At 69.3% G+C, this 22800-nt stretch carries 18 protein-coding genes; 11 read left to right on the forward strand and 7 right to left on the reverse strand.

From position 1 onward, the window contains the following. Positions 1–221 precede the first annotated feature (221 nt). Both HEP73_RS00125 and HEP73_RS00130 read right to left on the reverse strand, forming a co-directional pair. A complete protein-coding gene (locus HEP73_RS00125) occupies positions 222–1238 on the reverse strand; it encodes a class 1 fructose-bisphosphatase (protein ID WP_185821651.1) in 1017 nt (338 codons plus the stop codon). Positions 1239–1479: 241 nt separating this feature from the next. Next, complete coding sequence (locus HEP73_RS00130) at positions 1480–2682, reverse strand: amino acid aminotransferase (protein WP_179570288.1); 1203 nt, start codon at positions 2680–2682, stop codon at positions 1480–1482. A gap of 414 nt (positions 2683–3096) precedes the next feature. Between HEP73_RS00130 and HEP73_RS00135 the strand changes: the two genes are divergently transcribed. The 3 genes from HEP73_RS00135 to HEP73_RS00145 all read left to right on the forward strand — a co-directional run bounded on the left by HEP73_RS00135 (position 3097) and on the right by HEP73_RS00145 (position 6486). After that, positions 3097–5223 carry a TonB-dependent receptor family protein gene (locus HEP73_RS00135; RefSeq protein WP_185821652.1) on the forward strand — a complete coding sequence of 709 codons (2127 nt, stop codon included), beginning with the start codon at positions 3097–3099 and terminating at the stop codon, positions 5221–5223. A gap of 88 nt (positions 5224–5311) precedes the next feature. Further along, complete coding sequence (locus HEP73_RS00140; protein WP_185821653.1) at positions 5312–5647, forward strand: hypothetical protein; 336 nt, start codon at positions 5312–5314, stop codon at positions 5645–5647. Positions 5648–5949: 302 nt separating this feature from the next. Further along, on the forward strand, positions 5950–6486 hold the full coding sequence (locus tag HEP73_RS00145) for a hypothetical protein (RefSeq protein ID WP_185821654.1): 537 nt from the start codon (positions 5950–5952) through the stop codon (positions 6484–6486). Between the two features lie 260 nt (positions 6487–6746). On the opposite strand, the gene HEP73_RS00150 is transcribed toward HEP73_RS00145, so the two are convergent. Next, entirely contained in the window at positions 6747–8687 is a 1941-nt protein-coding gene (locus tag HEP73_RS00150) for a sigma-54-dependent Fis family transcriptional regulator (protein WP_185821655.1), read from the reverse strand. A gap of 245 nt (positions 8688–8932) precedes the next feature. Here HEP73_RS00150 and adh point away from each other — a divergent pair, with 245 nt between their 5' ends. From adh to HEP73_RS00170, 4 genes are all read left to right on the forward strand, one after another. Beyond that, entirely contained in the window at positions 8933–10462 is a 1530-nt protein-coding gene (adh, locus tag HEP73_RS00155) for an aldehyde dehydrogenase (protein WP_185814660.1), read from the forward strand. 133 nt (positions 10463–10595) lie between these two features. Further along, positions 10596–11624, forward strand: coding sequence for an alcohol dehydrogenase AdhP (gene adhP, locus HEP73_RS00160; RefSeq protein ID WP_185821656.1), 1029 nt, complete (start codon positions 10596–10598; stop codon positions 11622–11624). Continuing rightward, positions 11624–12019 (forward strand): DUF779 domain-containing protein, encoded by a 396-nt coding sequence (locus HEP73_RS00165; RefSeq protein WP_185821657.1) that lies wholly within the window; start codon positions 11624–11626, stop codon positions 12017–12019. Before adhP ends, HEP73_RS00165 begins: the two co-directional genes overlap by 1 nt. A gap of 133 nt (positions 12020–12152) precedes the next feature. Beyond that, a complete protein-coding gene (locus HEP73_RS00170; RefSeq protein WP_185821658.1) occupies positions 12153–13175 on the forward strand; it encodes an IS5 family transposase in 1023 nt (340 codons plus the stop codon). A 215-nt stretch (positions 13176–13390) separates the two neighbouring features. On the opposite strand, the gene HEP73_RS00175 is transcribed toward HEP73_RS00170, so the two are convergent. Further along, the gene (locus HEP73_RS00175; protein WP_185821659.1) at positions 13391–13687 is read right to left on the reverse strand and encodes a hypothetical protein; all 297 of its coding nucleotides are present in this window, start codon (positions 13685–13687) and stop codon (positions 13391–13393) included. A 165-nt stretch (positions 13688–13852) separates the two neighbouring features. Between HEP73_RS00175 and HEP73_RS00180 the strand changes: the two genes are divergently transcribed. The 4 genes from HEP73_RS00180 to HEP73_RS00195 all read left to right on the forward strand — a co-directional run bounded on the left by HEP73_RS00180 (position 13853) and on the right by HEP73_RS00195 (position 18913). Continuing rightward, positions 13853–14248: a hypothetical protein gene (locus HEP73_RS00180; RefSeq protein ID WP_185821660.1), complete on the forward strand. Its 396-nt coding sequence runs from the start codon at positions 13853–13855 to the stop codon at positions 14246–14248. Next, positions 14248–15225, forward strand: a complete 978-nt coding sequence (gene ku / locus HEP73_RS00185; RefSeq protein WP_185821661.1) for a non-homologous end joining protein Ku — start codon at positions 14248–14250, stop codon at positions 15223–15225. Before HEP73_RS00180 ends, ku begins: the two co-directional genes overlap by 1 nt. 6 nt (positions 15226–15231) lie before the next feature. After that, positions 15232–17976: a DNA ligase D gene (gene ligD / locus HEP73_RS00190; protein ID WP_185821662.1), complete on the forward strand. Its 2745-nt coding sequence runs from the start codon at positions 15232–15234 to the stop codon at positions 17974–17976. A 124-nt stretch (positions 17977–18100) separates the two neighbouring features. Further along, positions 18101–18913, forward strand: a complete 813-nt coding sequence (locus tag HEP73_RS00195; RefSeq protein ID WP_185821663.1) for a hypothetical protein — start codon at positions 18101–18103, stop codon at positions 18911–18913. Positions 18914–18964: 51 nt separating this feature from the next. Here the strand turns inward: HEP73_RS00195 and dld are convergent, their stop codons facing one another. The 3 genes from dld to lldR are packed head-to-tail and all read right to left on the reverse strand — an operon-like array spanning position 18965 to position 22561. Further along, positions 18965–20683: a D-lactate dehydrogenase gene (gene dld / locus HEP73_RS00200; RefSeq protein ID WP_185821664.1), complete on the reverse strand. Its 1719-nt coding sequence runs from the start codon at positions 20681–20683 to the stop codon at positions 18965–18967. A gap of 13 nt (positions 20684–20696) precedes the next feature. Then, the gene (gene lldD, locus HEP73_RS00205) at positions 20697–21857 is read right to left on the reverse strand and encodes an FMN-dependent L-lactate dehydrogenase LldD (RefSeq protein ID WP_185821665.1); all 1161 of its coding nucleotides are present in this window, start codon (positions 21855–21857) and stop codon (positions 20697–20699) included. Then, positions 21854–22561, reverse strand: a complete 708-nt coding sequence (gene lldR / locus HEP73_RS00210) for a transcriptional regulator LldR (RefSeq protein ID WP_458309640.1) — start codon at positions 22559–22561, stop codon at positions 21854–21856. The genes lldD and lldR overlap by 4 nt, the downstream gene beginning before the upstream one ends. Positions 22562–22800 lie beyond the last annotated feature (239 nt).

Consider the following 22800-nt stretch of genomic DNA (forward strand, 5'->3'; position numbering starts at 1 on the left):
GCCTAAAATTATTAAACTACCCAATCAAAGTTTAAATGCCAGCCTTATCGATAATGGTGGACTTCTGAATTTGTTCTGACCCTTCGAACTGTCGGACTACCTCTGGGCTCAGCCCCAAACGACAGTTTTGCTATGCGGCTTTTTGCTAGTCTAACTATTACACCCGCTAGAGAGCGGGTGCAATGGACATATCCAGATTGTCGACGGCTTGAAGCGAAGATTCAGCCCCCTGCCCGGTCATGCTCCACGTGGTACCGCACCGCCTCAGCCACTTCATTCTTCGAGCCCAGGAACACCGGCACGCGCTGGTGCAGCTGCTCCGGTTGCAGGCCGAGGATGCGTTCGCGGCCGGTGCTGGCGGCGCCGCCGGCCTGTTCGACCAGCAGGCCCATCGGGTTGGCTTCGTACATCAGGCGCAGCTTGCCGGCCTTGCCCGGGTCCTTCTTGTCCCACGGATAGATGAAGATGCCGCCGCGGGTCAGGATGCGGTGCACGTCGGCGACCATGCTGGCGATCCAGCGCATGTTGAAGTTCTTGCCGCGCGCGCCCTCGCTGCCGGCGAGCAGGTCGGCCACGTAGTGCTGCATCGGCGCCTCCCAGTGGCGCTGGTTGGACATGTTGATCGCGAACTCGGCGGTGTCCTCGGGAATGCGCATGTTGGCCTGGGTCAGCAGGAAGCTGCCTTCCTCGCGTTCCAGGGTGAAGGCGTGGGTGCCGTGGCCCAGGGTCAGCACCAGCATCGTGCTGGGGCCGTAGATGCAGTAGCCGGCGGCGACCTGGGCGGTGCCCGGTTGCAGGAAGTGTTCGTCGCCGGGCTTGTCGGTGCCGGGCGGCGCGCGCAGCACCGAGAAGATGGTGCCGACGGAGACGTTGACGTCGATGTTGGAGCTGCCGTCCAGCGGGTCGAACAGCAGCAGGAAATCGCCGCTGGGATACTTGTCCGGCACCGGCTGGCTGTGATCCATCTCCTCCGACGCGCACGCGGCCAGATGCCCGCCCCAGGCGTTGGCCTCGAGCAGGATGTCGTTGCTGAGCACGTCCAGTTTCTTCTGCGCCTCGCCCTGCACGTTGCCGGTGCCGGCGTCGCCGAGCACGCCGCCCAGGGCGCCTTTGCTGACCGCGATGGAGATGCGCTTGCAGGCGCGCGAGACGATGGTGATGAGCTGGCGCAGTTCCGGGCCGATGCGGCCGGCGTGCTGTTCTTCGATCAGGAAGCGGGTCAGCGAGGTTCGCGACATGGGCGCAGGCAGCCTTTCGTGGGGGAAGGCGCCTATTGTCGCGGCTGTTGCATGAGATTTCGATTAGCGGCAGAGCGATGGCGTGCAGACGCGCTGCATCGCCAAGGGCCGAGGGAGATTGGTGCGTGCGGAAGGTGCCATGCGTCGGGGCTGCAGCCTCTCCCACACCAGGCGGGCAATCGCAGGCACAAAAAAGCCGGAAGCGCGCGCTTCCGGCTTGGTGTTGCGGTACCGCGTGCGATCAGCCCTTGTGCACGGTGGCCACGGCCTGGGTCACGTAGTCCAGGTTGGCCTGGCTCAGCGCGGCCACGCAGATGCGGCCGGTACCGACGGCGTAGATGCCGAACTCTTCGCGCAGTCGGTCCACCTGCGCCTTGCTCAGGCCCGAGTACGAGAACATGCCGGCCTGCTGCTGGATGAAGCCGAACTCCGGGGCGCCGAGGGCGGCCAGCTTCTGCACCATGCCGGCACGCAATGCGTGGATGCGCTCGCGCATCTCGGTCAGCTCCTGCTCCCACATCGCGCGCAGCTCGGGGCTGGTGAGCACGCCGGCCACCAGCGCAGCGCCGTGCGTGGACGGGCTGGAGTAGATGGTGCGGATGATGCGCTTGACCTGCGACTGCACCGCCTTGCTCTCGGCCGCGGTGGCCGACACCACCGACAGCGCGCCGACGCGCTCGCCGTACAGCGAGAACGACTTGGAGTACGAGCTGGCGACCACGTAGCTGTCCACGCCGGCTTCGGCCAGCAGGCGCACCGCGTAGGCGTCTTCGTCGATGCCCTTGTCGAAGCCCTGGTAGGCGATGTCGACGAACGGGAACAGGTTGCGTTCCTTCAGCAGCGCGGCGACGGTGCGCCACTGCTCCTGGGTCAGGTCGGCGCCGGTCGGGTTGTGGCAGCAGGCATGCAGCAGCACCACGGTGCCCGGCGCGAGCTTGTTCAGGTCGGCGAGCATGCCGTCGAAGTTCAGGCCGTGCGTGGCCGCATCGAAATAGGTGTAGTCGACCACGTCGAAGCCGGCGGCCGAGAACACCGCGCGGTGGTTCTCCCAGCTGGGGTTGCTGATGGCGATGGTCGAGGTGGACAGCAGCTTCTTCAGCAGGTCCGCGCCCACGCGCAGCGCGCCGCTGCCGCCGATGGTCTGCGAGGTGGCGACGCGGCCGGCGGCCAGCAACGGCGACTCGGCGCCGAACAGCAGCTTCTGCGTGGCCAGGTCGTACGCCGGCAGGCCGTCGATCGGCAGGTAGCCGCGCGGTTTGGCGTCCTGCGCCAGCTGTCGCTCGATCTGCTGGACGGCGCGCAGCAGCGGGATACGGCCGCTCTCGTCGTAATAGATGCCCACGCCCAGGTTGACCTTGGTCGGGCGGGAATCGGCGTTGTAGGCCTCGGTCAGGCCCAGGATCGGGTCGCCTGGGACCTGTTCCACGTTTGCAAAGAAGGACACGGCGGTACTCGTTTGGTGGCGAAAGGTGGGGGCCGGGAGGGACCGGAGCCGGCACGGTCAAACACCCCATCCTAGCAAACGCAGGCCTTGCGTGGCGGGGCTTTGCGCTAAGGCGGGTCATCAATCCCCAAGCAGATCGCGCAGCTCGTGTGCGTGCACGAGGCAAGCAATAGAAGGCGTGGAGGATGGTTCCGCCCGGGCGATGACGTAGCGCCGATGGCGCACAAGAGCGGCCCTGTGGGTTGGGTCTGTCAGGCCGCCAGTCGGCACCGCGCGGCTTGACCTGACCGCCAGTCAGGCGCTGCGCCACGCAGCACCGGCTGGCGACCTGACGGCCCAACGCGATCTACTCGGGAATCGATGACACGCCCTAGGCCGCGTGCGGCCGGGCGGCGCATGCGCGATGATGCGCGCATGCCCAATCGCCATCCTCTCGCTCTGCTCTGCGGCCTCTGCGCCGCGGGGCTGTCGCCCGTCGTCTGCGCCGCCGAGGCCGATGCCGATCCCGCCACCCTGCCGGTCGTGCAGGTGCAGGCCGCACGGGTCAGCGGAGTGGACGATTTCGACCTGCCCGCCTCGCTAACCGCGATCAGCGTCGGCGACAGCAACCGCACCGGCGTGCAGGTCGCCGAGGCCTTGGCCGGCGTGCCCGGGTTGCTGGCGCGCGACCGCCAGAACTATGCGCAGGACACCCAGTTGTCGATCCGCGGCTTCGGCGCGCGATCGGCGTTCGGGGTGCGCGGCGTGCGCTTGTTGCTGGATGGCATCCCGGCGACGATGCCGGACGGCCAGGGCCAGCTGTCGCACTTCAACATGCTGGGCGCCGAGCGCATCGAGGTGCTGCGCGGCCCGTTCTCGGCGCTGTACGGCAACTCCTCCGGCGGCGTGGTGCAGTTGTGGAGCGCCGACGGCGCGCCCGACGACCCGTGGCGGCTGCGCAGCACCGTCGGCAGCAACGGCACGTATAGCGCCGGGGCGCAGCTGCAGGGCCAGCAAGGCGACGTGCACTACAACGTGGCCGCCACCCATTTCCGCACCGACGGCTACCGCGACCACAGCCAGGCGCGGCGCGAATCGGTCAACGCCAAATTCGGGTTCGACCTGGCCCCCGGCCGGCGCCTGGACCTGGTGCTGAACTACCTGGACGCGCCATGGGCGCAGGATCCGCTGGGCCTGACCCGCGCCCAGTTCCATGCCGATCCGCAGCAGGCCACCGCCGTGGCGACCCAGTTCGATACGCGCAAGTCCACGCGCCAGGCGCAGGCCGGGGCGATCTTCACCCAGCAGGTGGACCAGCAGACCTGGCGGCTGATGGGCTATGCCGGGCGCCGCGACGTGCAGCAGTACCTGGCGGTGCCGGTGGCGGTGCAGGCCAACCCGCTGCATGCCGGCGGGCTGATCGACCTGGACGGCGACTACGGCGGCGTGGACGCGCGCTGGGCGTGGCAGGGCGAGCTCGGCGGGCGCCCGTTTCAGCTCACCGTCGGCGCCAATGCCGACCGCCAGAAACAGCACCGCACCGGTTACGAGAACTTCGTCGGCAGCACGCTGGGGGTGAAGGGCCGGCTGCGCCGCGACCAGGAAGACCAGGTGCAGAACGTGGACCAGTTCGCCCAGGCCTGGTGGCAGTTCAGCGAGCGCTGGTCGCTGCTGGCCGGCCTGCGCCACAGCCAGGTGCGCTTCCGCTCCGACGACGCCTACATCGTTGGCCGCAATCCGGACGACAGCGGCCGCACCGATTATTCGGCGACCACGCCGGTGGCCGGGGTGGTGTTCCGCGCCAGCGACGACCTGCGCTTCTACGCCTCGGCCGGCCGCGGCTTCGAGACGCCGACCTTCAACGAGCTGGGCTATCGCAACGACGGCGGCGCCGGCCTGGCGCTGGACCTGTCCGCGGCCAAAAGCGAGAACCTGGAACTGGGCGCGAAATGGCGCGACCAGGCCGGCGCCGCGTGGGAAGCGGCGCTGTTCCGCGCCAATACCGACGACGAACTGGCGGTGGCCAGCAACACCAACGGCCGCAGCACCTACCGCAACATCGGCCGCACCCGCCGCCAGGGCGCCGAGGCCAGCTATCTGCTGCCGCTGGGCGACACCGCGCAGCTGCAGCTGTCCTACACCTGGCTGCAGGCGACGGTGCGCCAGGCCTACCTGACCTGCGCCAGCAGCGGCTGCGCCACGCCCACCGCGCAGGTGGCGGCCGGTTCGCGCCTGCCCGGGGTGCCGCGCCAGCAGTTCTTCGCGCGCTGGCAGTGGCAGCCGCGCGCGTGGCAGTTCGCGGTCGCCGCGGTCGCCGCGGGCGACACCGTGGCCAACGACCTTGCTACCGAAACCGCACCCGGCTACGCGCTGCTGAACCTGGAGGCCTCGCGCCGCTGGAGCACCGCGCACGGCGCGCTGCGCACCTTCGCGCGCATCGACAACGCGCTCGATCACGCCTACATCGGCTCGGTCATCGTCAACGACAGCAATGGCCGCTACTACGAGCCGGGACCGGATCGCGGCTATACGGTCGGGCTGCAGTGGGATTTCGCGCATTGAGGTTGTCGTGGCGGTGGCGCTGCGCGGACACGGGCGCTGCGCGACCGCCCTCGCCCGTTCTTTGGATAGGCCTCTTCCGGAGACGCTCATGAAGATTGCCGTGCTGCTGATTCTCGCCGCCCTCGCACCGGCCACTGCGCTGGCCGCCGCCGTCACCGGCACGCTGGTCGGCGGGGGCGGCGTCGACGACATGACCATCGTCGTGCGCGCGGCCAATGGCCAGGAAGTCGAAGCGTATTGCGCGACCCGCTGCGGCGACTGGTTCGTCGCCGAGCCGGAGAGCGACGTGTTCGCGTTGAAGAAATCGGTCAAGGGCAAGCGGGTGGCGCTGGATTACGCGACCGAAGCCAACGGCGACCGCATTGCTGGCCCGGGTCCTGACGATCGGTTTCTGTTCGTGAAGAGCGTCCGCATCGTTCCGTGAGGCCATGCTGGCGCGACGCGACGCGACGCGACGCGTTGCGCATCGCCGTGACGTGCAGGTGTCCAGATGACGCAGTCGCGACGCGTCTGCGCGCCAGCGCCAGCCGCGCCGGATGCACCGCATCGCGCATGTTGTTTCACAAACGGCCGCTAGCGACGCTTAGACGTTAGCACCGATCGCGAACGGCGCTCCACGTGCGGGCGGACATACGTCTACGGCCCGAATGCCGCGTGGAATGCCGTCGCCATGGGTGCCGCTGCATGGATGGTCCATGCAGGCGCCGACCTCGCCGAGGCGTTGCCGTGGAAGACAAACTCGATCGGCTGCTGGCCGATATCGCTCGCCTCAAACAGACGCTCGAGGCGGACAAGACCCCGGCCAAGCGCCTCTTCTGGATCATGGAGAAGACGCTGGCGCCGCTGGCGATCGCGGTACTGGCGTTCTACGGCAATGCCGCCGCCGACAAGATTTCCGCAGGCCAGCTGGCGCTGGCCAGGCTCAGCGTGCAGGACAAGCAGAACGAGTTCGCGCGCACGCTGCAGAGCAAGTACGTCGAGCTGTTCTATGCCGATATCACCTCGGGCGACCCAGATCGGCAAGGCAATGCGCTGGGCCTGCTGCGGCTGATGGATCCGCAGCTGGCGCTGCAACTGGCGACGTTCGTCGCGTCCAATCCCGCCGCGTCGCCGGCAATCAGAACTCGGGCCGAAGCCACCCGGCTGCAGATCCAGCGCGATGGCAGGCACGGTGGGTTGGCGCCGCAAATGCATAGCTCGCCGCCGCCGGATGTCGCATCTGCGCCGAACGAGGACGAACGTATCCGTGCGGCATTGCAGTGATATGCAGCTGTCCATGGCTGCTGTTTCTCGCGCACGCTTACGGCAGGTCTGTAGGAGCGGCTTCAGCCGCGACAGACATTCCGGCAGAGCCTGTCGCGGCTGAAGCCGCTCCTACAGGGTGCATTGCCGGCACGTGCACGAGAAAACGTTGCCGCGCCGGGTCGCAGCGGATGCGGTCGATGGAGCCCATCGCCACGCATCGCGTCGTCGGCCGCGCCCGCGGTCGTGTCCGGACCGTGTGTCTCTTCGGCCGCCGGCGCTCAGTGCGTGCCGAGTCCGAGCCGGCGGTACAGCGTGCTGCGGCTGACGCCGAGCTGGCGCGCGGCGCGAGCGACGTTGCCGCCGCACGCATCCAGCGCCTGGCGCATCGCCGCCAGGGCGAGGCTGTCCAGATCAGTCGTGTGCGCAGAGGCGCGCGCAGGCACCGCAGGCAGTTCGCCGTGTGCTCCGCCCTGCCCTGGCACCGCATCGCCGCCGCCCGCGCGCATGCCGCGCGCCGCGCCGGGCAGATAGGCCGGCAACGCATCGACGTCCACCACGGCGCCGGCATCGCTCAGCGCGACTAGCGTACGCAGGCAGGCCACCAGCTGGCGCAGGTTGCCCGGCCACGGATAGGCGCTCAGCGTGGCCAGCGCCGCATCGGTCAGGCGCCGGCCCTGCCCTACCCGCGCCCACAGTTCCTGTACCAAGGCATGCCGATCCGGATGCGCGCTCAGCGCCGGAATCTGCACGCTGTGATGGGCGATGCGGTAATACAGGTCGGGGCGGAAACGCCGCTCGGCCATCGCCTCGTCCAGGTCGCGATGGGTGGCGCAGATCAGCGCGAAATCCAGCTTCACCGGCTTGCCGCCGCCCAACGGCAGCAGCTCGCGTTCCTGCAGGACGCGCAGCAGGCGCGGCTGCAGCGCCGGCGGCATGTCGCCGATTTCGTCCAGGAACAGCACGCCGCCGTCGGCCTGGCGCAGCAGGCCGGGGCTGCCGTGCTTGCGCGCGCCGGTGAAGGCGCCGTCTTCGTAGCCGAACAGTTCGGCTTCGATCAGGCCTTCCGGCAGCGCCGCGCAGTTGACCGCGACGAATGGCTTGCCGGCGCGCGCGCTGCGCCGATGCAGCTCGCGCGCGAACACTTCCTTGCCGGTGCCGGTCTCGCCCTGCACCAGCACCGGCAATTGCGCATCGAGCACGCGCCGCGCGCGTTCCAGCGCCAGTTCCTGTGCGGCATCGAACAGCGGCGCATCGGCGCCGTGCTGCGCGCGCGTGGCCGCGGACACGGTGATCGGCGGCTGCTGCGAACGCCGCCGCGGCCGCGCGTCGCCGATGCTGTCGACACGTCCGTGCAGGGCGCGGCCTTGCAGGTCGAACACGCTGCCCTGCTGGCGCAGCCGCGACAGCGGCTCCTCGAACAAGGCTGCGTAGGGCGCGCGGCCCAGGTCGTGCCGCTCCAGCCCGAACAGGCGCAGGCCGGCCTGGTTGGCCGCGACCAGCTTGCCGTTGCGGAACGCGAGCAGGCCTTCGCGCGCAGTGCCGAGCAGCGCTGGATCGTGGTGCACACGCAGCAGTTCGCACTCGGCGATGCCGTCGTCGAAATAGCGGTGCTCGATGCTGGCCACTGCCATCCGCGCCAGGCCCAGCGCGTGCATGTGCTGCACGCTGGCGTCGCCGGAAATGTCCAGCACGCCGGCCAGCTGGCCGTAGGGATCGAAGATCGGCACCGCGGCGCAGCTGAGGATCTGGTGCGGCGCGAAGTAATGCTCGCCGCCGCGCACTTCCAGCGAGCGGCTCTCGACGATGGCGGTGCCGATCGCATTGGTGCCGACCTGGGTCTCGCTCCAGCATGCGCCCGGCATCAGCGCCACGCGCCCGGCCTTGTCGAGGAAGCCCGGGCTGCCTTCGGCGTCGAGGATCCAGCCGGCCTCGTCGGTCAGCAGCACGATGCTGCCGGTGGCGGCGGCATCGCCGGCCAGGCCTTCCAGTTCGGCGCGGGCCAGCCGCCACAGGCGCTCGTGCGCCTCGCGCAGTTCGCGCAGGCGCGGCGCGCTGACCGGCTCGATCGGCGGCGTGCCCTGCGCCGCCAGGCCCAGGCGCTGGCAGCGCTGCCACGACTGCAGGATGGTGTCGGGCACCTGGCCGACCGGGGCGCCGCCGCGCTCGAAGAAGATCCGGCGAGCGTGGCCGAGCTGGTGCTGCGATTGCTGTTGCGCCATGACGGCTCCGCTGTCGCAAATTGCGACAGGTGTTGGGACAGGTGTTCCGATAAACACCACATCCGCCGCCGCCGCGCAATCGCCACGCGTGACGCGCTGCAACAGGAATGCAGGCGCCGAGTCGACTGGCCGCGGCGCGCAGCCATGACGCAGCGCAACAGCCAAAACCTGGCATCGCTCTTGCGGTTACCGCCTACCTGGATGGGCGTGTCCCATTCCTTTCCCACCGCCGCAGGAGACCACCGATGAACGCCGTCACCACCGCCAAGCCGCATGCCACCGATCCGCAATCCATCTTCAAGTCGCGCTACGGCAATTTCATAGGCGGGCAATGGGTGGAACCCAAGAGCGGCCAGTACTTCGAAAACACAACGCCGATCACCGGCAAGGTGTTCACCTCGGTGGCGCGCTCCAACGCGCAGGACATCGAGGCCGCGCTGGACGCGGCGCACGCGGCCAAGGACGCCTGGGGCAAGACCTCGGCCACCGAGCGCAGCAACGCGCTGCTGAAGATCGCCGACCGCATCGAGCAAAATCTCGAGCTGCTGGCCTATGCCGAGACCTGGGACAACGGCAAGCCGCTGCGCGAGACGCTCAACGCCGACGTGCCGCTGTGCGCCGACCACTTCCGCTATTTCGCCGGCGCGATCCGCGCGCAGGAAGGCGGCATCTCCGAGATCGACAGCGACACCATCGCCTACCACTTCCACGAGCCGCTGGGCGTGGTCGGGCAGATCATCCCGTGGAACTTTCCGCTGCTGATGGCGTGCTGGAAGCTGGCGCCGGCGATCGCCGCCGGCAACTGCGTGGTGATGAAGCCGGCCGAGCAGACCCCGGCCTCGATCCTGGTGCTGATGGAGGTGATCGGCGACCTGCTGCCGCCGGGCGTGCTCAACGTGGTCAACGGCTTCGGCCTGGAAGCGGGCAAGCCGCTGGCCAGCAGCCCGCGCATCGCCAAGATCGCCTTCACCGGCGAGACCACCACCGGCCGGCTGATCATGCAGTACGCCAGCCAGAACCTGATCCCGGTGACGCTGGAGCTGGGCGGCAAGTCGCCGAACATCTTCTTCGCCGACGTGATGGCCGAGGACGACGATTTCCTGGACAAGGCAATCGAAGGCTTCGTGTTGTTCGCCTTCAACCAGGGCGAGGTATGTACTTGCCCGTCGCGCGCGCTGATCCAGGAATCGATCTACGACAGGTTCATGGAAAAGGCGCTCAAGCGCGTGGCCGCGATCAAGCAGGGCAATCCGCTGGACCCCAATACCATGGTCGGCGCGCAGGCCTCCAGCGAGCAGCTGGAGAAGATCCTGTCCTACATCGATATCGGCAAACAGGAAGGCGCCGAGGTGCTGATCGGCGGCGAGCGCAACGCCCTCGACGGCGAGCTGGCCGGGGGCTTCTACGTCAAGCCGACCGTGTTCAAGGGCCACAACAAGATGCGCGTGTTCCAGGAGGAGATCTTCGGACCGGTGGTGTCGGTGACCACGTTCAAGGACGAGGCCGACGCATTGGCGATCGCCAACGACACCTTGTACGGATTGGGCGCCGGCGTGTGGAGCCGCGATGCGTCGCGGCTGTACCGCATGGGCCGCGCGATCCAGGCCGGACGGGTGTGGACCAACTGCTACCACGCCTATCCGGCGCATGCCGCGTTCGGTGGCTACAAGCAGTCGGGCATCGGCCGCGAGAACCACAAGATGATGCTCGACCACTACCAGCAGACCAAGAACCTGCTGGTCAGCTACTCGCCGAAGGCGCTGGGCTTCTTCTGAGCGCGGCGCGGGGCGGGGCGGCGGCGCGCCTGGAACCGCCGCCCGCTGCTGCGCGGCCCGAATGATCTGGATCAAGGCACCCCGTCGCCGGACGCGCGATGGTGACGGCATCGTTTTCCACAGGAGCGTTTCGATGGACAAGACAATGAAGGCCGCGGTGGTGCGCGAATTCGGCAAGCCGCTGACGATCGAGGAAGTGCAGGTGCCGCGGCCGCAGGCCGGCGACATCCTGGTCAAGATCGAAGCCTGCGGCGTATGCCATACCGACCTGCACGCGGCCGAGGGCGACTGGCCGGTGAAGCCGAACCCGCCGTTCATTCCCGGCCACGAGGGCGTGGGCCATGTGGTCGCGGTCGGCGCCGGCGTGGGCCACGTCAAGGAAGGCGACCGGGTCGGCATTCCGTGGCTGTATTCGGCCTGCGGGCATTGCGAGCACTGCCTGGGCGGCTGGGAGACGCTGTGCGAGGCGCAGCAGAATTCCGGCTACTCGGTCAACGGCGGTTTCGCCGAGTACGCGCTGGCCAACGCCAACTACATCGGCCACCTGCCGAAGAACATCGGTTTCGTCGAAATCGCGCCGATCCTGTGCGCCGGCGTCACCGTGTACAAGGGCCTGAAGGTCACCGATACCAAGCCCGGCAACTGGGTGGTGATCTCCGGCATCGGCGGACTCGGGCACATGGCCGTGCAGTACGCCAAGGCGATGGGCCTGAACGTGGCCGCGGTGGACGTGGACGACGCCAAGCTGGCGCTGGCCAGGCGGCTGGGCGCCACGGTGACGGTGAACGCGCTGACCACCGACCCGGTGGCCTACCTGAAGAAGGAGATCGGCGGCGCGCACGGCGCGCTGGTCACCGCGGTGTCGCCGAAGGCGTTCGAGCAGGCGATCGGCATGGTCCGCCGCGGCGGCACGGTGTCGCTGAACGGGTTGCCGCCGGGCCAGTTCCCGCTGGACATCTTCGGCATGGTGCTCAACGGCGTGACCGTGCGCGGCTCCATCGTCGGCACCCGTCTGGACCTGCAGGAATCGCTGGAATTCGCCGAGCAGGGCAAGGTCGCCGCGACCGTGGCCACCGCCACGCTGGAGAACATCAACGAAGTGTTCGCACGCATGCGCGCTGGCCAGATCGAAGGCCGCATCGTGCTGGACATGGCCGCCTGATGGACGCCGCCGCGCCCGAATCCGGCGTGCCGCTGCAGGTGCTGGCGACGTTGCCGGCGCTGCAGCTGATCGACACGCTGCGTGCGCGGCACGGGCCGGTGCTGTTCCACCAGTCGGGCGGCTGTTGCGACGGGTCCTCGCCGATGTGCTATCCGCAGGACGACTTCATTGTCGGCGACCGCGACGTGCAGCTGGGCGAGATCGGCGGCGCGCCGTTCTACATCAACGCCTCGCAGTTCGAATACTGGAAGCACACCCAGCTGATCATCGACGTGGTGCCCGGGCGCGGCGGCATGTTCTCGCTGGAGAACGGCGAGGGCGTGCGCTTCCTGGTGCGCTCGCGTCTGTTCGGCGACGCGGAGTATGCGGCGTTGCAGGCGGCGGGGAAGGTGTGAGAAGCCGGGATTGGGGATTGGGGATTCGTTGACGGCGGGAGCTGCCGAAGAGCTGTAGGAGCGGCTTCAGGGCACCTCTAAAAACCTCCTTCTTTGGCATCATATGGTCAGAAGAGAGAGCCGAGGCCCCGCGATGATCAGCCTGTTTGCCGGACACGAACGCGAAGCCAAGCGCCAGCAGATAGGCGACCCGCTGACCCTGCTTTCGCGCCATATCGATTTCGCAACGATTGCCCAAGCCGTCGATGCGAAGCTGTCCTTGGGCACCGGCACGCGCGGGGGCCGTCCGGCCTGGCCGACGGTGGTCATGATCAAACTGCTGCTGTTGCAGCAGCTATACAACCTCTCTGACGATGCGCTGGAGTACCAAGTGCTGGATCGGCGCAGTTTCCAGCAGTTCCTTGGACTGGAACACAGCGGCAAGGTGCCTGACGCCAAGACGATCTGGGTGTGGCGCGAGCGGCTCAAGGCGCAGGATGTGATGGGCGACATCAGCGCAGCGGTCGGCGTGCAATTGCAGCGGGCGGGATTCATCGCGCGTGGCGGTCAGATCATCGATGCGAGCATCGTCAGCGCCCCGATCCAACGCAACACGCGCGAGGAGAACGCACAGATCAAGCAGGGTGGCGAGGTAGGCCAAGACTGGAGCGACGCCAAGCGGGCACAGAAGGATGTGCAAGCCCGCTGGACCCGCAAGCACGGCAAGGCGCATTACGGCTACAAGCTGCACGCCAGCACCGATCGGCGTTGGGGCTTCATCCGCCGACATGCGGTGAGCGCAGCCAACGTGCATGACAGCCGACACTTCGAGGAGGTGCTGGACCCCAGCAATCACGGACGCACGGTGTGGGCCGACAGTGGCTATGCCGACGCATCGAGGGAGGCCGATCTGACGCAACGCGGCTATCGGGCGGCCATTCAGCACCAGGGCCAGGCGCGCAAGCCGCTAAGCGCGGCCGAACAGCGCCGCAACCGGCGGCTTGCCAAGGACCGGGTGTTCGGCGAACACCCGTTCGCGCGGCTGGCGCAGCAGGGCGGTAAATACCTGCGCACCATCGGGTTGGCACGGGCCACGGTGGTGATCGGGTTGAAGGTCGCCAGTCACAACCTGATGCGGCTGGCACGACTGCAGCAGCGGGCCATGGCGCCCGCGTGAGCGGGTGAGGCGGCCAATCCGGCCGCTCTTCCTACATCCAGGACCCCTGCGAAGCACGTTGGCTTCCTCGAACAGCCGTAACGGCAGCGCCTTTGCAGCTCACTTCAGTGAAATGACGGGTTGTTCGAGGTGCCCTTCAGCCGCGACAGGCTGCATGAAACGACAGATCCTGTCGCGGCTGAAGCCGCTCCTACATGGGGCGACGGCCGACAGGCCTACGGCGCCTTGGATGGCACGAACGGCGAGACCGGATCGCTGGCCGGGAAGGTCTCTTCCAGCGCTTCGTCCTGGTTGGCATCGGCATGGTGCTTGTGCGCGTGTTCCTCGGTGGCGCTCTCCGCCGCGTGGGTGTCGGGCGCAGGGCGGTCCGCCCCGGTGCGCGGCTCGTGTTCGACGATGGTGTCGGGGCGGTCGCCGGCGCCGCGGTCCTCGCGGTCCTGGGCGTCGCGCTTGCCGCGTTGTTCGCCGGGAACCGGGTCGTTGCGACGCAGCGGGTCGGTGGGTGTGGACATGGCCGATTCCTCCTGTTGGGGTTGGGAACGTGCGTACAGTGCAGCGCGATGGCGGTGAAGCCGCTGCGAATCGCAATGCGTCCACATCGCTGTCACGAACGCCTAACGGCGCCGGCGCTACTGCTGCCCATCCCCATGCCGCCGATGCCGCCCGGAGCTTCCGCCATGTGCCCCAGCGCCCGCCCCGATCCACTGTTGTTCAATGCCCACTTGGATCCATTGCCGGCCACGCTGCCGCACGGTCCCGACGCTGCAGGTCCGCGTCCGCACGACGCCGCGGACTACCGCCAATACAGCCTGGCCGACTATCGCCAGCGCCGCGATCGCCACGGCACCCCGTGGCGCGACCTGTGCCCGGCCTATGCGTTCGCGCTGCGCACCCATGCCGGCGGCTGGCCACGCGCGCCCATGGCCGACACCGACGGCGAACTGGCCGCGCACTGGGAGCAGGTCCGCGGCGAATCGCAGCTGGACTGGGGCCAGGCACGGCCGGTGATCGAGGATGCGTGGCAGGCGCTGGACCATCTGCCGGCGCCGGCGCTGCACCTGGAGGCGCACTGATGGCGCGTCCGATCTGGACCGGCACCCTGTCCTTCGGCCTGCTCAACGTGCCGGTGGCGCTGATGTCCGGCGAACGCCGCGTCGACCTGCAGTTCCGCATGCTCGATGCGCGCGACAAGCGCCCGATCCGCTTCGAGCGGGTCAACGCCGACACCGGCGAAGAGGTGCCGTGGAAGGACATCGTCAAGGCGTTCGAATACAGCAAGGGCAACTACGTGGTGGTCGAGCAGAAGGACATCGCTTCGGCCGCGCCGGAAAGTCACGAGACGGTGGAGGTCGAGGCCTTCGTCGACGCCGCCGACATCGACCTGCGCTATTTCGAGAAACCCTACGTGCTGGTGCCGGGCAAGAAGGCGGAGAAGGGCTACGTGCTGCTGCGCGAGACGCTGCGCGCCACCGGCAAGGTCGGCATCGCGCGGGTGGTGATCCGCACCCGCGAATACCTGTCGGCGGTGCTGCCGCAGGAAGACGCGCTGGTGCTGATCCTGCTGCGCTATCCGCAGGAACTGGTCGCGCTGGACGACTACACGCTGCCCAGCGGCAAGGCCGCCGACTACCGGATCAGCGCCAAGGAAACCGAGATGGCCGCACAGCTGATCGACTCGATGTCCGGCAAGTGGGACCCGGCGTCCTATCACGACGAATTCCGCGAGCGCCTGCAGGCGGTGATCCAGAAACGGATCAAGGCGCAGGAAGGCACCGCGCAGGTGGACGACGAGGCCGACACGCCGCAGCGCGAGGATGCCGCCACCAACGTGGTCGATTTCATGTCGCTGCTGCAGAAGAGCCTGGACGCCAAGCGCCGCACTCCGGCGAAGAAGGCGGAGGTGGCGCTGCCGGTCAGCAAGACCGCGAAGAAGCCGGCCAGGAAAGCGGCGAAGAAGGCCGCCAAGCCCGCCGCGAAATCCGCGAGCAAGGCCAAGCCGGCGAAGAAGACCGCCGCAAGCAAGGCGCCGGCGCGGCGCAAGGCGGGGTAGGGCACGATGACGCTGCGCGAGTACGCCCGCAAACGCCGCTTCGGCGCAACCCCGGAACCGGCCGACGACAGCGTCTCGACGCCGTCGCGGCGCCCGATCTTCGTGGTGCAGCTGCACCAAGCCAGTTCGCGCCACTACGATTTTCGCCTGGAAGCCGACGGCGTGCTGAAGAGTTGGGCGGTGCCGAAGGGGCCGTCGCTGCGGGTCGGCGAAAAGCGGCTGGCGGTGCAGGTGGAAGACCACCCGCTGTCCTATGCCGGCTTCGCCGGCGATATTCCCGAGGGCCATTACGGTGCCGGCCATGTCGATGTGTTCGACCACGGCACCTGGTCGTGCGACGGCGAACCGCTGGCCGCGATCGCCGCCGGCAAGCTGGATTTCGTGCTGCACGGCGAGCGCCTCAACGGCAACTGGAAACTGGTGCGCACCGCGTTGCGCGGCAAGCAGCCGCAGTGGCTGCTGATCAAGCGCGACGACGCGTTCGCCGCCGATCGCGATGCCGACGACCTGCTGCAGGAGCCGGTCTCCGCGCCTGCGCCGAAGCGCGCGGCCAAAGCCGCCAAGCCCACCAAGGCCGGCAAGGCCTCCAAGCGTGCGCGCGATGCAGCCACGGCCAAGCCTGCCGCCGCTGGCGCTGCGGCTCCGTCGGCCGCGCGGCCGCGGCGCAGCGATGCGGCCTGGCGCAAGCGCGCGCTGGCGCTGGACGGTGCGCGCGATCGGCCGTGTCCGCCAGGCGAGCGCGCGCAGCTGACGCTGCTGCGCGACCGCGCCCCCGACGGTGCGCAATGGCTGCACGAGATCAAGTGGGACGGCTATCGCCTGCTCGCCGATCTCGATGCCGGCCAGGCGACGCTGCGCTCGCGCAACGATCAGGCCTGGACCGAGACCTTCCCCGAGGTCGCGCACGCGGTGCAGGCCTTGCCGGTGAGCGAGGCGCGGCTGGATGGCGAACTGGTGGTGCTCGATGCCGACGGCCGCAGCGATTTCTCCGCCTTGCAACGGGTCATCGAGGGCAGCTCCAAGCAGCCGCTGCGCTACCTGGTGTTCGACCTGCTCGGCGTGGCCGGCGTGGACCTGCGCGAGGTCCCGCTGCTGCAACGCAAGCAACTGTTGCGCGCGCTGCTCGGCGACACGCCGGGCGTGCTGGCCTACAGCGACCATGTGCTCGGCCATGGCCCGGAGGTGTTCGCCGCGGCGGCGGCGAAGGGCTACGAAGGCGTAGTCAGCAAGCGCGCGGACGCGCGCTATCACGGCGGCCGCGGCGGCGACTGGGTCAAGACCAAGCACGAGAACAGCGACGATTTCGTCATCGTCGGCTACACCGATCCCAAGGGCGCGCGCAGCGGCTTCGGTTCCTTGCTGCTGGCGCAGCGCAGCGATGGCGGCTTGCGCTATGTCGGCCGGGTCGGCACCGGTTTCGACGAATCGGGCCTGCGGCGCTTGCTTGCGCAGCTGCAGGCGCTGCACAGCGAGCAGGCGGTGGTGGATATTCCCGCGCATGCGCCATTCCCGCGACGCAGCGTGCACTGGGTGCGGCCGCAACTGGTGGCCGAAGTCGCCTTCCGCGGCTGGGCCAAGGAAGGATTGTTGCGCCAGGCCGCATTCAAGCGCCTGCGCGAGGACAAGCCGCTGCAGGATCTCGGCGGCGATCGTGCGCCGGCACCGGCGGCAGCCCCAGGCAGCCATGTCGTGGCGGCGCGCGCTGCGGCATCGGCGAAGAAGACCGCGCCGGCCGCGCGCGGGCCGGCCACGCCGGCAAAACGCAGCACATCGAAAGGCGATGCTACGAAAAACGGTGCCGCCAAGCGCAAACCGGCAACTGCCAAGTCCGCGCCGCGCGCAAGCACCGCGGCGCGGAAGGTCGCTTCCTCCGCCAGCGCCGACGCCGATGCCGCGGCGGTCGTCATCACCCACCCCGAGCGCGTGGTGTACCCGGGTGCCGGCATCAGCAAGGGCGAGGTCGCCGAGTACTACCGTGCCATCGCGCCATGGTTGCTGCAGGAAGTCGCTGGGCGTCCGCTGTCGTTGCTGCGCTGCCCCGATGGCGCCGGCGGCGAATGCTTCTTCCAGAAGCACAACAACCGCGCACTCGGCGAGCATGTACACGCGATCGCACTGAAGCAGAAGAGCGGCACCGAGGACTACCTGTACATCGACGATCTCGCCGGCCTGCTGGAGCTGGTGCAGATGAACACCCTGGAGCTGCATCCCTGGGGGTCGACCGTGGATGATCCCGAGCATCCCGACCGGCTGGTGTTCGACCTGGACCCGGGCGAGGGCGTGAGCTGGACGCAGATCAAGGCCGCGGCGCGCGAGATCCGCATCCGCCTGCGCGAGACCGGACTGGAAAGCTTCGTGCGCCTGTCCGGCGGCAAGGGCCTGCACGTGGTGGTGCCGATCGTGCCTGGCGCGGATTGGGAGCAGGCCCGCGATTTCTGCGAAGCCTTCGCCCAGGCGCTGGCCGGCTCTGCGCCCGAGCGCTACGTGGCCACGATGAGCAAGGCCAAGCGCAATGGAGTGATCTTCGTCGATTGGCTGCGCAACGGCCGCGGCAACACCAGCGTGTGCTCGTGGTCGCTGCGCGCGCGCGAGCACGCCACCGTGGCGGTGCCGCTGCGCTGGGAGGAACTGGCGCGGATCGCCTCGCCGCAGGCGTTCCCGCTGGCCAAGGCGCTGCAGCGCGCCGCGCGCCTGCGCGAGCATCCGTGGAAGGAGATGGAGACGTTGCGGCAGCGGCTGCCCGGAAGCTGATTCCTCCGGCCCCCGTGTGTGCCGCCCGCGCTGCGCGCCCGATGCCGCCACGGCGCCCGCGCCGGCACCGCGCGCGGCCATGCTAGGCTGCGCCGCTTCTGGATAGCGACGAAAGGATTCGACCATGCTGCGGATGCGACTGTGCGTTTTCGTGCTGGCCTGGCTGTGCGCCGTGCCGGCCTTCGCCGCGGACCGCCTCGATGCGGTGCTGACGGCGATCCAGGGCAGCGCCACCGACGCCGAGCAGGTGCGTGCCTCGGTGCAGGCCTCGCCGTCGCTGCGCGGGCAACTGCTGCAGTTGGCCGATGCCGGTCAATTGCAGCGCATCCGCATTGTCGCCGAGCAGCCGGTGGTGAAGGACCATGCGTTCGCCGCCGCGGCGCTCGACAACGACCTGGTGCTGACCAGCGCGCTGCTGCAGCAACTGCGCGACGCGCCACGCCCGCATGAGCTGCGCAGCGGCGACGTGGCCGCCGACAACCTGGTGTTCGTGCTCGCGCACCTGGCGGTGCACCTGGCGGTCGGCGAACGCCAAGCCCAGTTCGATCGCGCGCTGGCCGAAAAGGTCGCCACCGGCATGCGCGAAGCGCAGGCCAAGGGCACCGACTTCGACGCCACGCCGGTGGCGCAGGAGGCGCTGAACCACAACATGGCGATCGAGGCCAACGCCTACATCGCCGGCTGGAATGCGGTGGTCGACGCCGCGCAGCAGCAACAGCGCGGCACCGCCGACACCGCGCCGGACGAAGCGCAGCGCGCCATGCTGCTCGGCCCGCTGATTCTGAGCCTGCGCTACGGCAAGGTGCTGGAGCGAGCGATGGACGGTGCCGAGGACAAGCGCGTGGTGCTCGGCGCCGATGGCATCCGCCCCGACGCCCGCAACGTGTACGCCATCGCCACGGCGCTGATGGACGGCGGCATGCTCGAGATCGAATGACCACGACGCGCAGCGGTGTTCTCCTGCCGCGCGCGGTGCGTATCGGTGCGCTCAGCCATGGTCGCCGTCGCAGGCGTGCCAGTGCTTGCCCTTCGGCGTCTGCCCGATCCCCGGATTGAAGCTGTTGGTCGGGTCCAGCGCGCGGTAGAACGCCGCCAGCGCCGGCTTGGCGCGGTACAGGTGGCCGACGTTGTGCTCGGCCGGATATTCGGCGCCGCGCCGGTCCAGCAGCGCCCACATCGCATGCTCGATCGCCAGCGGATCGTGGCCCTTGCGCACCAGGTAGTCCTGGTGGAACACGTGGCAGAAGAAGTGGCCGTAGTAGAGCTTGCCCAGCAGCGCGCGCTCCAGTTCCGGCGGCAGCGTCTCGCGCCAGTCGCGGTCGTTGCGTCGCAGCGCCACGTCCAGCGCCACGATGTCCTCGACCGTGTCGCGATGCACCTGACGGTAGCGCACCGCCGCGCCGGCCACGGCGAAGCGGTGCAGGAACGCCTTGCGGCCTTCGTCGGCGTCGCAGCGGAAATAGGCGCCGCGGTCGCTGCCGGCGAAGTTGTCGGCCAGGAACGCGTCGGTCGCGGCGGCGTCCCGCGCGGACACGCGCAGCAGCAGGTGGTGTTCGAAGCGGTCGCGGTAGGCGCGCAGGCGCGGCGGCAGGTGTTCGGGCAGCCGGTCGGTCAGCGCCTGCAATGCGCGGTCAGCCAAGCCGCGCAGGCCCAGCGCCTCGCACCAGCCGTCCACGCGGCTCTTCAGCGCGAACGCCTTGGGCACCGCGCCGGTGCCGAAGCGGTCGATCAGCAGGAAGGTGTCCTTGCCGTAGCGCGCGCCGATGTCGAACGCGTCGCGGTGCAGGTATTCGCCGCTGATCGGCGGTTGCGCGAAGGCGGTGAGTAGGCCGCGGCGCAGCGTGGTCAGGTCGTCGGTGGCGTTGCTGCCGATGTAGAAGACCGTGCTGTCCTCGCGCGGGAACGTGTCCAGCCGCACCGCGAACACGCACAGCCGCCCGGCCGAGCCGGACGCCTCATAGTGCCGCGCCGGGTCGGCGTTGAAGCGGGCCGGCGTATCCGCGTCCACGTCGCGCACATGCGCGGCGTAGTCCGGGTCGGAGGCGGCGAGGGCAGGGTCGTCGTGGATGTCGGCGGCGCCGTAGTCGCCCGTCTGCAGCCGGGCCAGGATCTGCTCGGGCGTGTCGCCCAGCGCGATGCCGAGATGGTTCACCAGGCGTAACTGGCCGTCGGCGCCGAGCTGCGCGAACAGCGCCAGCTGGGTATAGGCAGGGCCGCGCCGCACCAGCGCGCCGCCGGAGTTGTTGCACACCCCGCCCAGCACCGAGGCGCCGATGCACGAGGAACCGATCACCGAATGCGGCTCGCGCCGCAGCGGCTGCAGCTGCCGTTCCAGCGCGTCCAGGGTGGCGCCGGGCAGGCAGACGACCTGGCGGCCGTCGTGCAGTAGCTGCACGCCACGCAGGCGCAGCGTGCTGACCAGCACGATCTGCCGGTCGTAGCCGTCGCCGTCCGGAGTGGAGCCGCCGGTGAGGCCGGTGTTGGCGGCCTGCACGATGACGATGCGTTCCGCTGCCACCACGGCTTGCAGCACGTTCCACAGTTCCAGCAGCGTGCCCGGCCGCGCCACCGCCAGCACCCAGCCCTCGCCGAAGCGGTAGCCCTTGCGGAAGCGACGCGTGGCGCGGTCGCCGACCAGCACGTGGCGACGGCCCACCGCGTCGCGCAGCTGGCGCAGCAGGCGTGCTTCGGCGAGCGGCGCGTGCATGCGCTCAGCGACCCTACGGCGACACGGTGCTTTCGCGGGTGACCCGCGCCAGCGAATCGCGCGAGATCGCCGCGATCGACTTGGCCCCGGTCAACGTCATCGCCACCCGCATTTCCTTCTCCACCAGGGTCAGCAGGTTCTCCACCCCGGCCTGACCGGCCGCGGCCAGCGCGTAGACGAAGGCGCGGCCGAGCAGCACCGCATCGGCGCCGAGCGCGAGCATGCGCACCACGTCCAGGCCGCTGCGGATGCCGGAGTCGGCCAGGATCTTCAGCTCGCCCTTCACCGCGTCGGCGATCGCCGGCAGCGCGCGCGCACTGGACAGCACACCGTCGAGCTGGCGCCCGCCATGGTTGGAGACCACGATGCCGTCGGCGCCGAAACGCACCGCGTCGCGCGCATCGTCCGGGTCGAGGATGCCCTTGATGACCATCGGCCCGGTCCAGAACTCGCGAATCCATTCCAGGTCCTTCCACGAGATCGACGGGTCGAAGTTCGCGCCGAGCCAGCCGATGTAGTCGGCCAGCCCGGTCGGGCTGCCGCGGTAGGTTGAGATGTTGCCCAGGTCGTGCGGGCGCCCCAGCAGGCCCACGTCCCAGGCCCAGCGCGGATGGGTCACGGCCTGCAGCATGCGCCGCAGCGGCGCGTGCGGCCCGCTCATGCCCGAGTGCGCATCGCGGTAGCGCGCGCCGGGCGTGGGCATGTCCACGGTGAACACCAGCGTGGTCACGCCGGCGGCCTTGGCCCGCTCCAGCGCGTTGCGCATGAAGCCGCGGTCCTTGAGCACGTACAACTGGAACCACATCGGCCGGTCGATCGCCGGCGCCACTTCCTCGATCGGGCACACCGACACCGTGGACAGGGTGAACGGCACGCCCTTGGCCGCCGCCGCGCGCGCGGCCTGCACCTCGCCGCGGCGCGCGTACATGCCGGTCAGCCCGACCGGGGCCAGGGCCAGCGGCAGCGCCAGGCGCTCGCCGAACAGCTCGGTCTCCAGGCTCAGCGCGGCCATGTCGCGCAACACCCGCTGGCGCAGCGCGATGTCGGCCAGGTCGGTCACGTTGCGGCGCAGCGTGTGTTCGGCATAGGCGCCGCCGTCGATGTAGTGGAACAGGAATGGCGGCAGCCGCGCTTCGGCGGCGGCGCGGTAGTCGGAAGCGGCGGAAATGATCATCGGCGCGGGTCGTCGGGAGAGGAGGGGAGGCGCGAGGCGCGCGCACGGCGCGCTTCGTCTTCGTCGAGGCTGCGCAGCGCGGTGTGCACGAAGGACAGGTGCGCGTGCGCGGCGTCGCGCGCGCGCTCCGGCTCGCCGGCCAGGATCGCGTCGCGCAGCGCGCGGTGTTGGGCCAGCAGCGGGGCGAAGGTGCGCGGCGACTGGAACAGCTTGTGCCGGCTCTGCGAGATATTGGTCTGCAGCAGGTCGAACAGCCCGCGCATCACCTGCAGCAGCACGCGGTTGTGCGCGGCCTCGGCGATGGCCAGGTGGAAGTCGGCGTCGGCGCGCGCCTCGGCGGCCGCATCGCCCTGCGCATGCGCCTGCAGCATCGCCTCGAACGCGGCGGCGATGCGCGCGCGGTCGGCGTCGGTGGCGCGCAGCGCGGCGTGCCAGGCGGTGGCGCCTTCCAGCGCGTGGCGGGTCTCCAGCACGTCGAAGCGGTATTCCGGATCGCCCTGCAGCAGCGGCAGGAACGGCTGCAGCGGCGCCACCACCTGCTCTTCGGGCGTGTGCGGGCGCTGCACATAGGTGCCGCCGCCGGCGCGGGCGCGCAGCAGTCCCTGGCTGGCGAGCTGGGCGATCGCCTCGCGCAACGCGGTACGCGACACGCCCAGTTCCAGCGCCAGCGCGCGCTCGGCCGGCAGGCGCTGCTCGGGCTGCAAGCCGCGTTCTGCAATCAGCGCACGCAGCTGCGCGGCAACGCGATCGCTGAGGCGGCCGCCGCCGGGAGACGACGCGACAGCCGGCGGCGGTGCATCGCGCGAGCCGCGACTTGCCGCTGGCGGGGTCGTCCCGCCTGTCGTCGCGGGTGCTGATGGATTGGTCATACCAATAATGCCGATGGCGTACCGAGGCAGCCATTAGATCGCCGCGCATTCCGCAAAGTCAACTGCGGAAGGGA

Source organism: Xanthomonas sp. GW (genome assembly GCF_014236815.1).
GTDB lineage: Bacteria > Pseudomonadota > Gammaproteobacteria > Xanthomonadales > Xanthomonadaceae > Xanthomonas_A.

Excerpts from the sequence above, each read along its gene's own strand:
- HEP73_RS00165 (WP_185821657.1), top strand. The coding sequence starts at position 11,624 with ATGGACGCCGCCGCGCCCGAATCCGGCGTGCCGCTGCAGGTGCTGGCG.
- adh (WP_185814660.1), top strand. The coding sequence starts at position 8,933 with ATGAACGCCGTCACCACCGCCAAGCCGCATGCCACCGATCCGCAATCC.
- HEP73_RS00195 (WP_185821663.1), top strand. The coding sequence starts at position 18,101 with ATGCTGCGGATGCGACTGTGCGTTTTCGTGCTGGCCTGGCTGTGCGCC.
- HEP73_RS00125 (WP_185821651.1), bottom strand. The coding sequence starts at position 1,238 with ATGTCGCGAACCTCGCTGACCCGCTTCCTGATCGAAGAACAGCACGCC.
- adhP (WP_185821656.1), top strand. The coding sequence starts at position 10,596 with ATGGACAAGACAATGAAGGCCGCGGTGGTGCGCGAATTCGGCAAGCCG.
- lldD (WP_185821665.1), bottom strand. The coding sequence starts at position 21,857 with ATGATCATTTCCGCCGCTTCCGACTACCGCGCCGCCGCCGAAGCGCGG.
- ligD (WP_185821662.1), top strand. The coding sequence starts at position 15,232 with ATGACGCTGCGCGAGTACGCCCGCAAACGCCGCTTCGGCGCAACCCCG.
- HEP73_RS00170 (WP_185821658.1), top strand. The coding sequence starts at position 12,153 with ATGATCAGCCTGTTTGCCGGACACGAACGCGAAGCCAAGCGCCAGCAG.
- HEP73_RS00150 (WP_185821655.1), bottom strand. The coding sequence starts at position 8,687 with ATGGCGCAACAGCAATCGCAGCACCAGCTCGGCCACGCTCGCCGGATC.
- dld (WP_185821664.1), bottom strand. The coding sequence starts at position 20,683 with ATGCACGCGCCGCTCGCCGAAGCACGCCTGCTGCGCCAGCTGCGCGAC.
- HEP73_RS00175 (WP_185821659.1), bottom strand. The coding sequence starts at position 13,687 with ATGTCCACACCCACCGACCCGCTGCGTCGCAACGACCCGGTTCCCGGC.
- HEP73_RS00135 (WP_185821652.1), top strand. The coding sequence starts at position 3,097 with ATGCCCAATCGCCATCCTCTCGCTCTGCTCTGCGGCCTCTGCGCCGCG.
- ku (WP_185821661.1), top strand. The coding sequence starts at position 14,248 with ATGGCGCGTCCGATCTGGACCGGCACCCTGTCCTTCGGCCTGCTCAAC.
- HEP73_RS00140 (WP_185821653.1), top strand. The coding sequence starts at position 5,312 with ATGAAGATTGCCGTGCTGCTGATTCTCGCCGCCCTCGCACCGGCCACT.
- HEP73_RS00180 (WP_185821660.1), top strand. The coding sequence starts at position 13,853 with ATGTGCCCCAGCGCCCGCCCCGATCCACTGTTGTTCAATGCCCACTTG.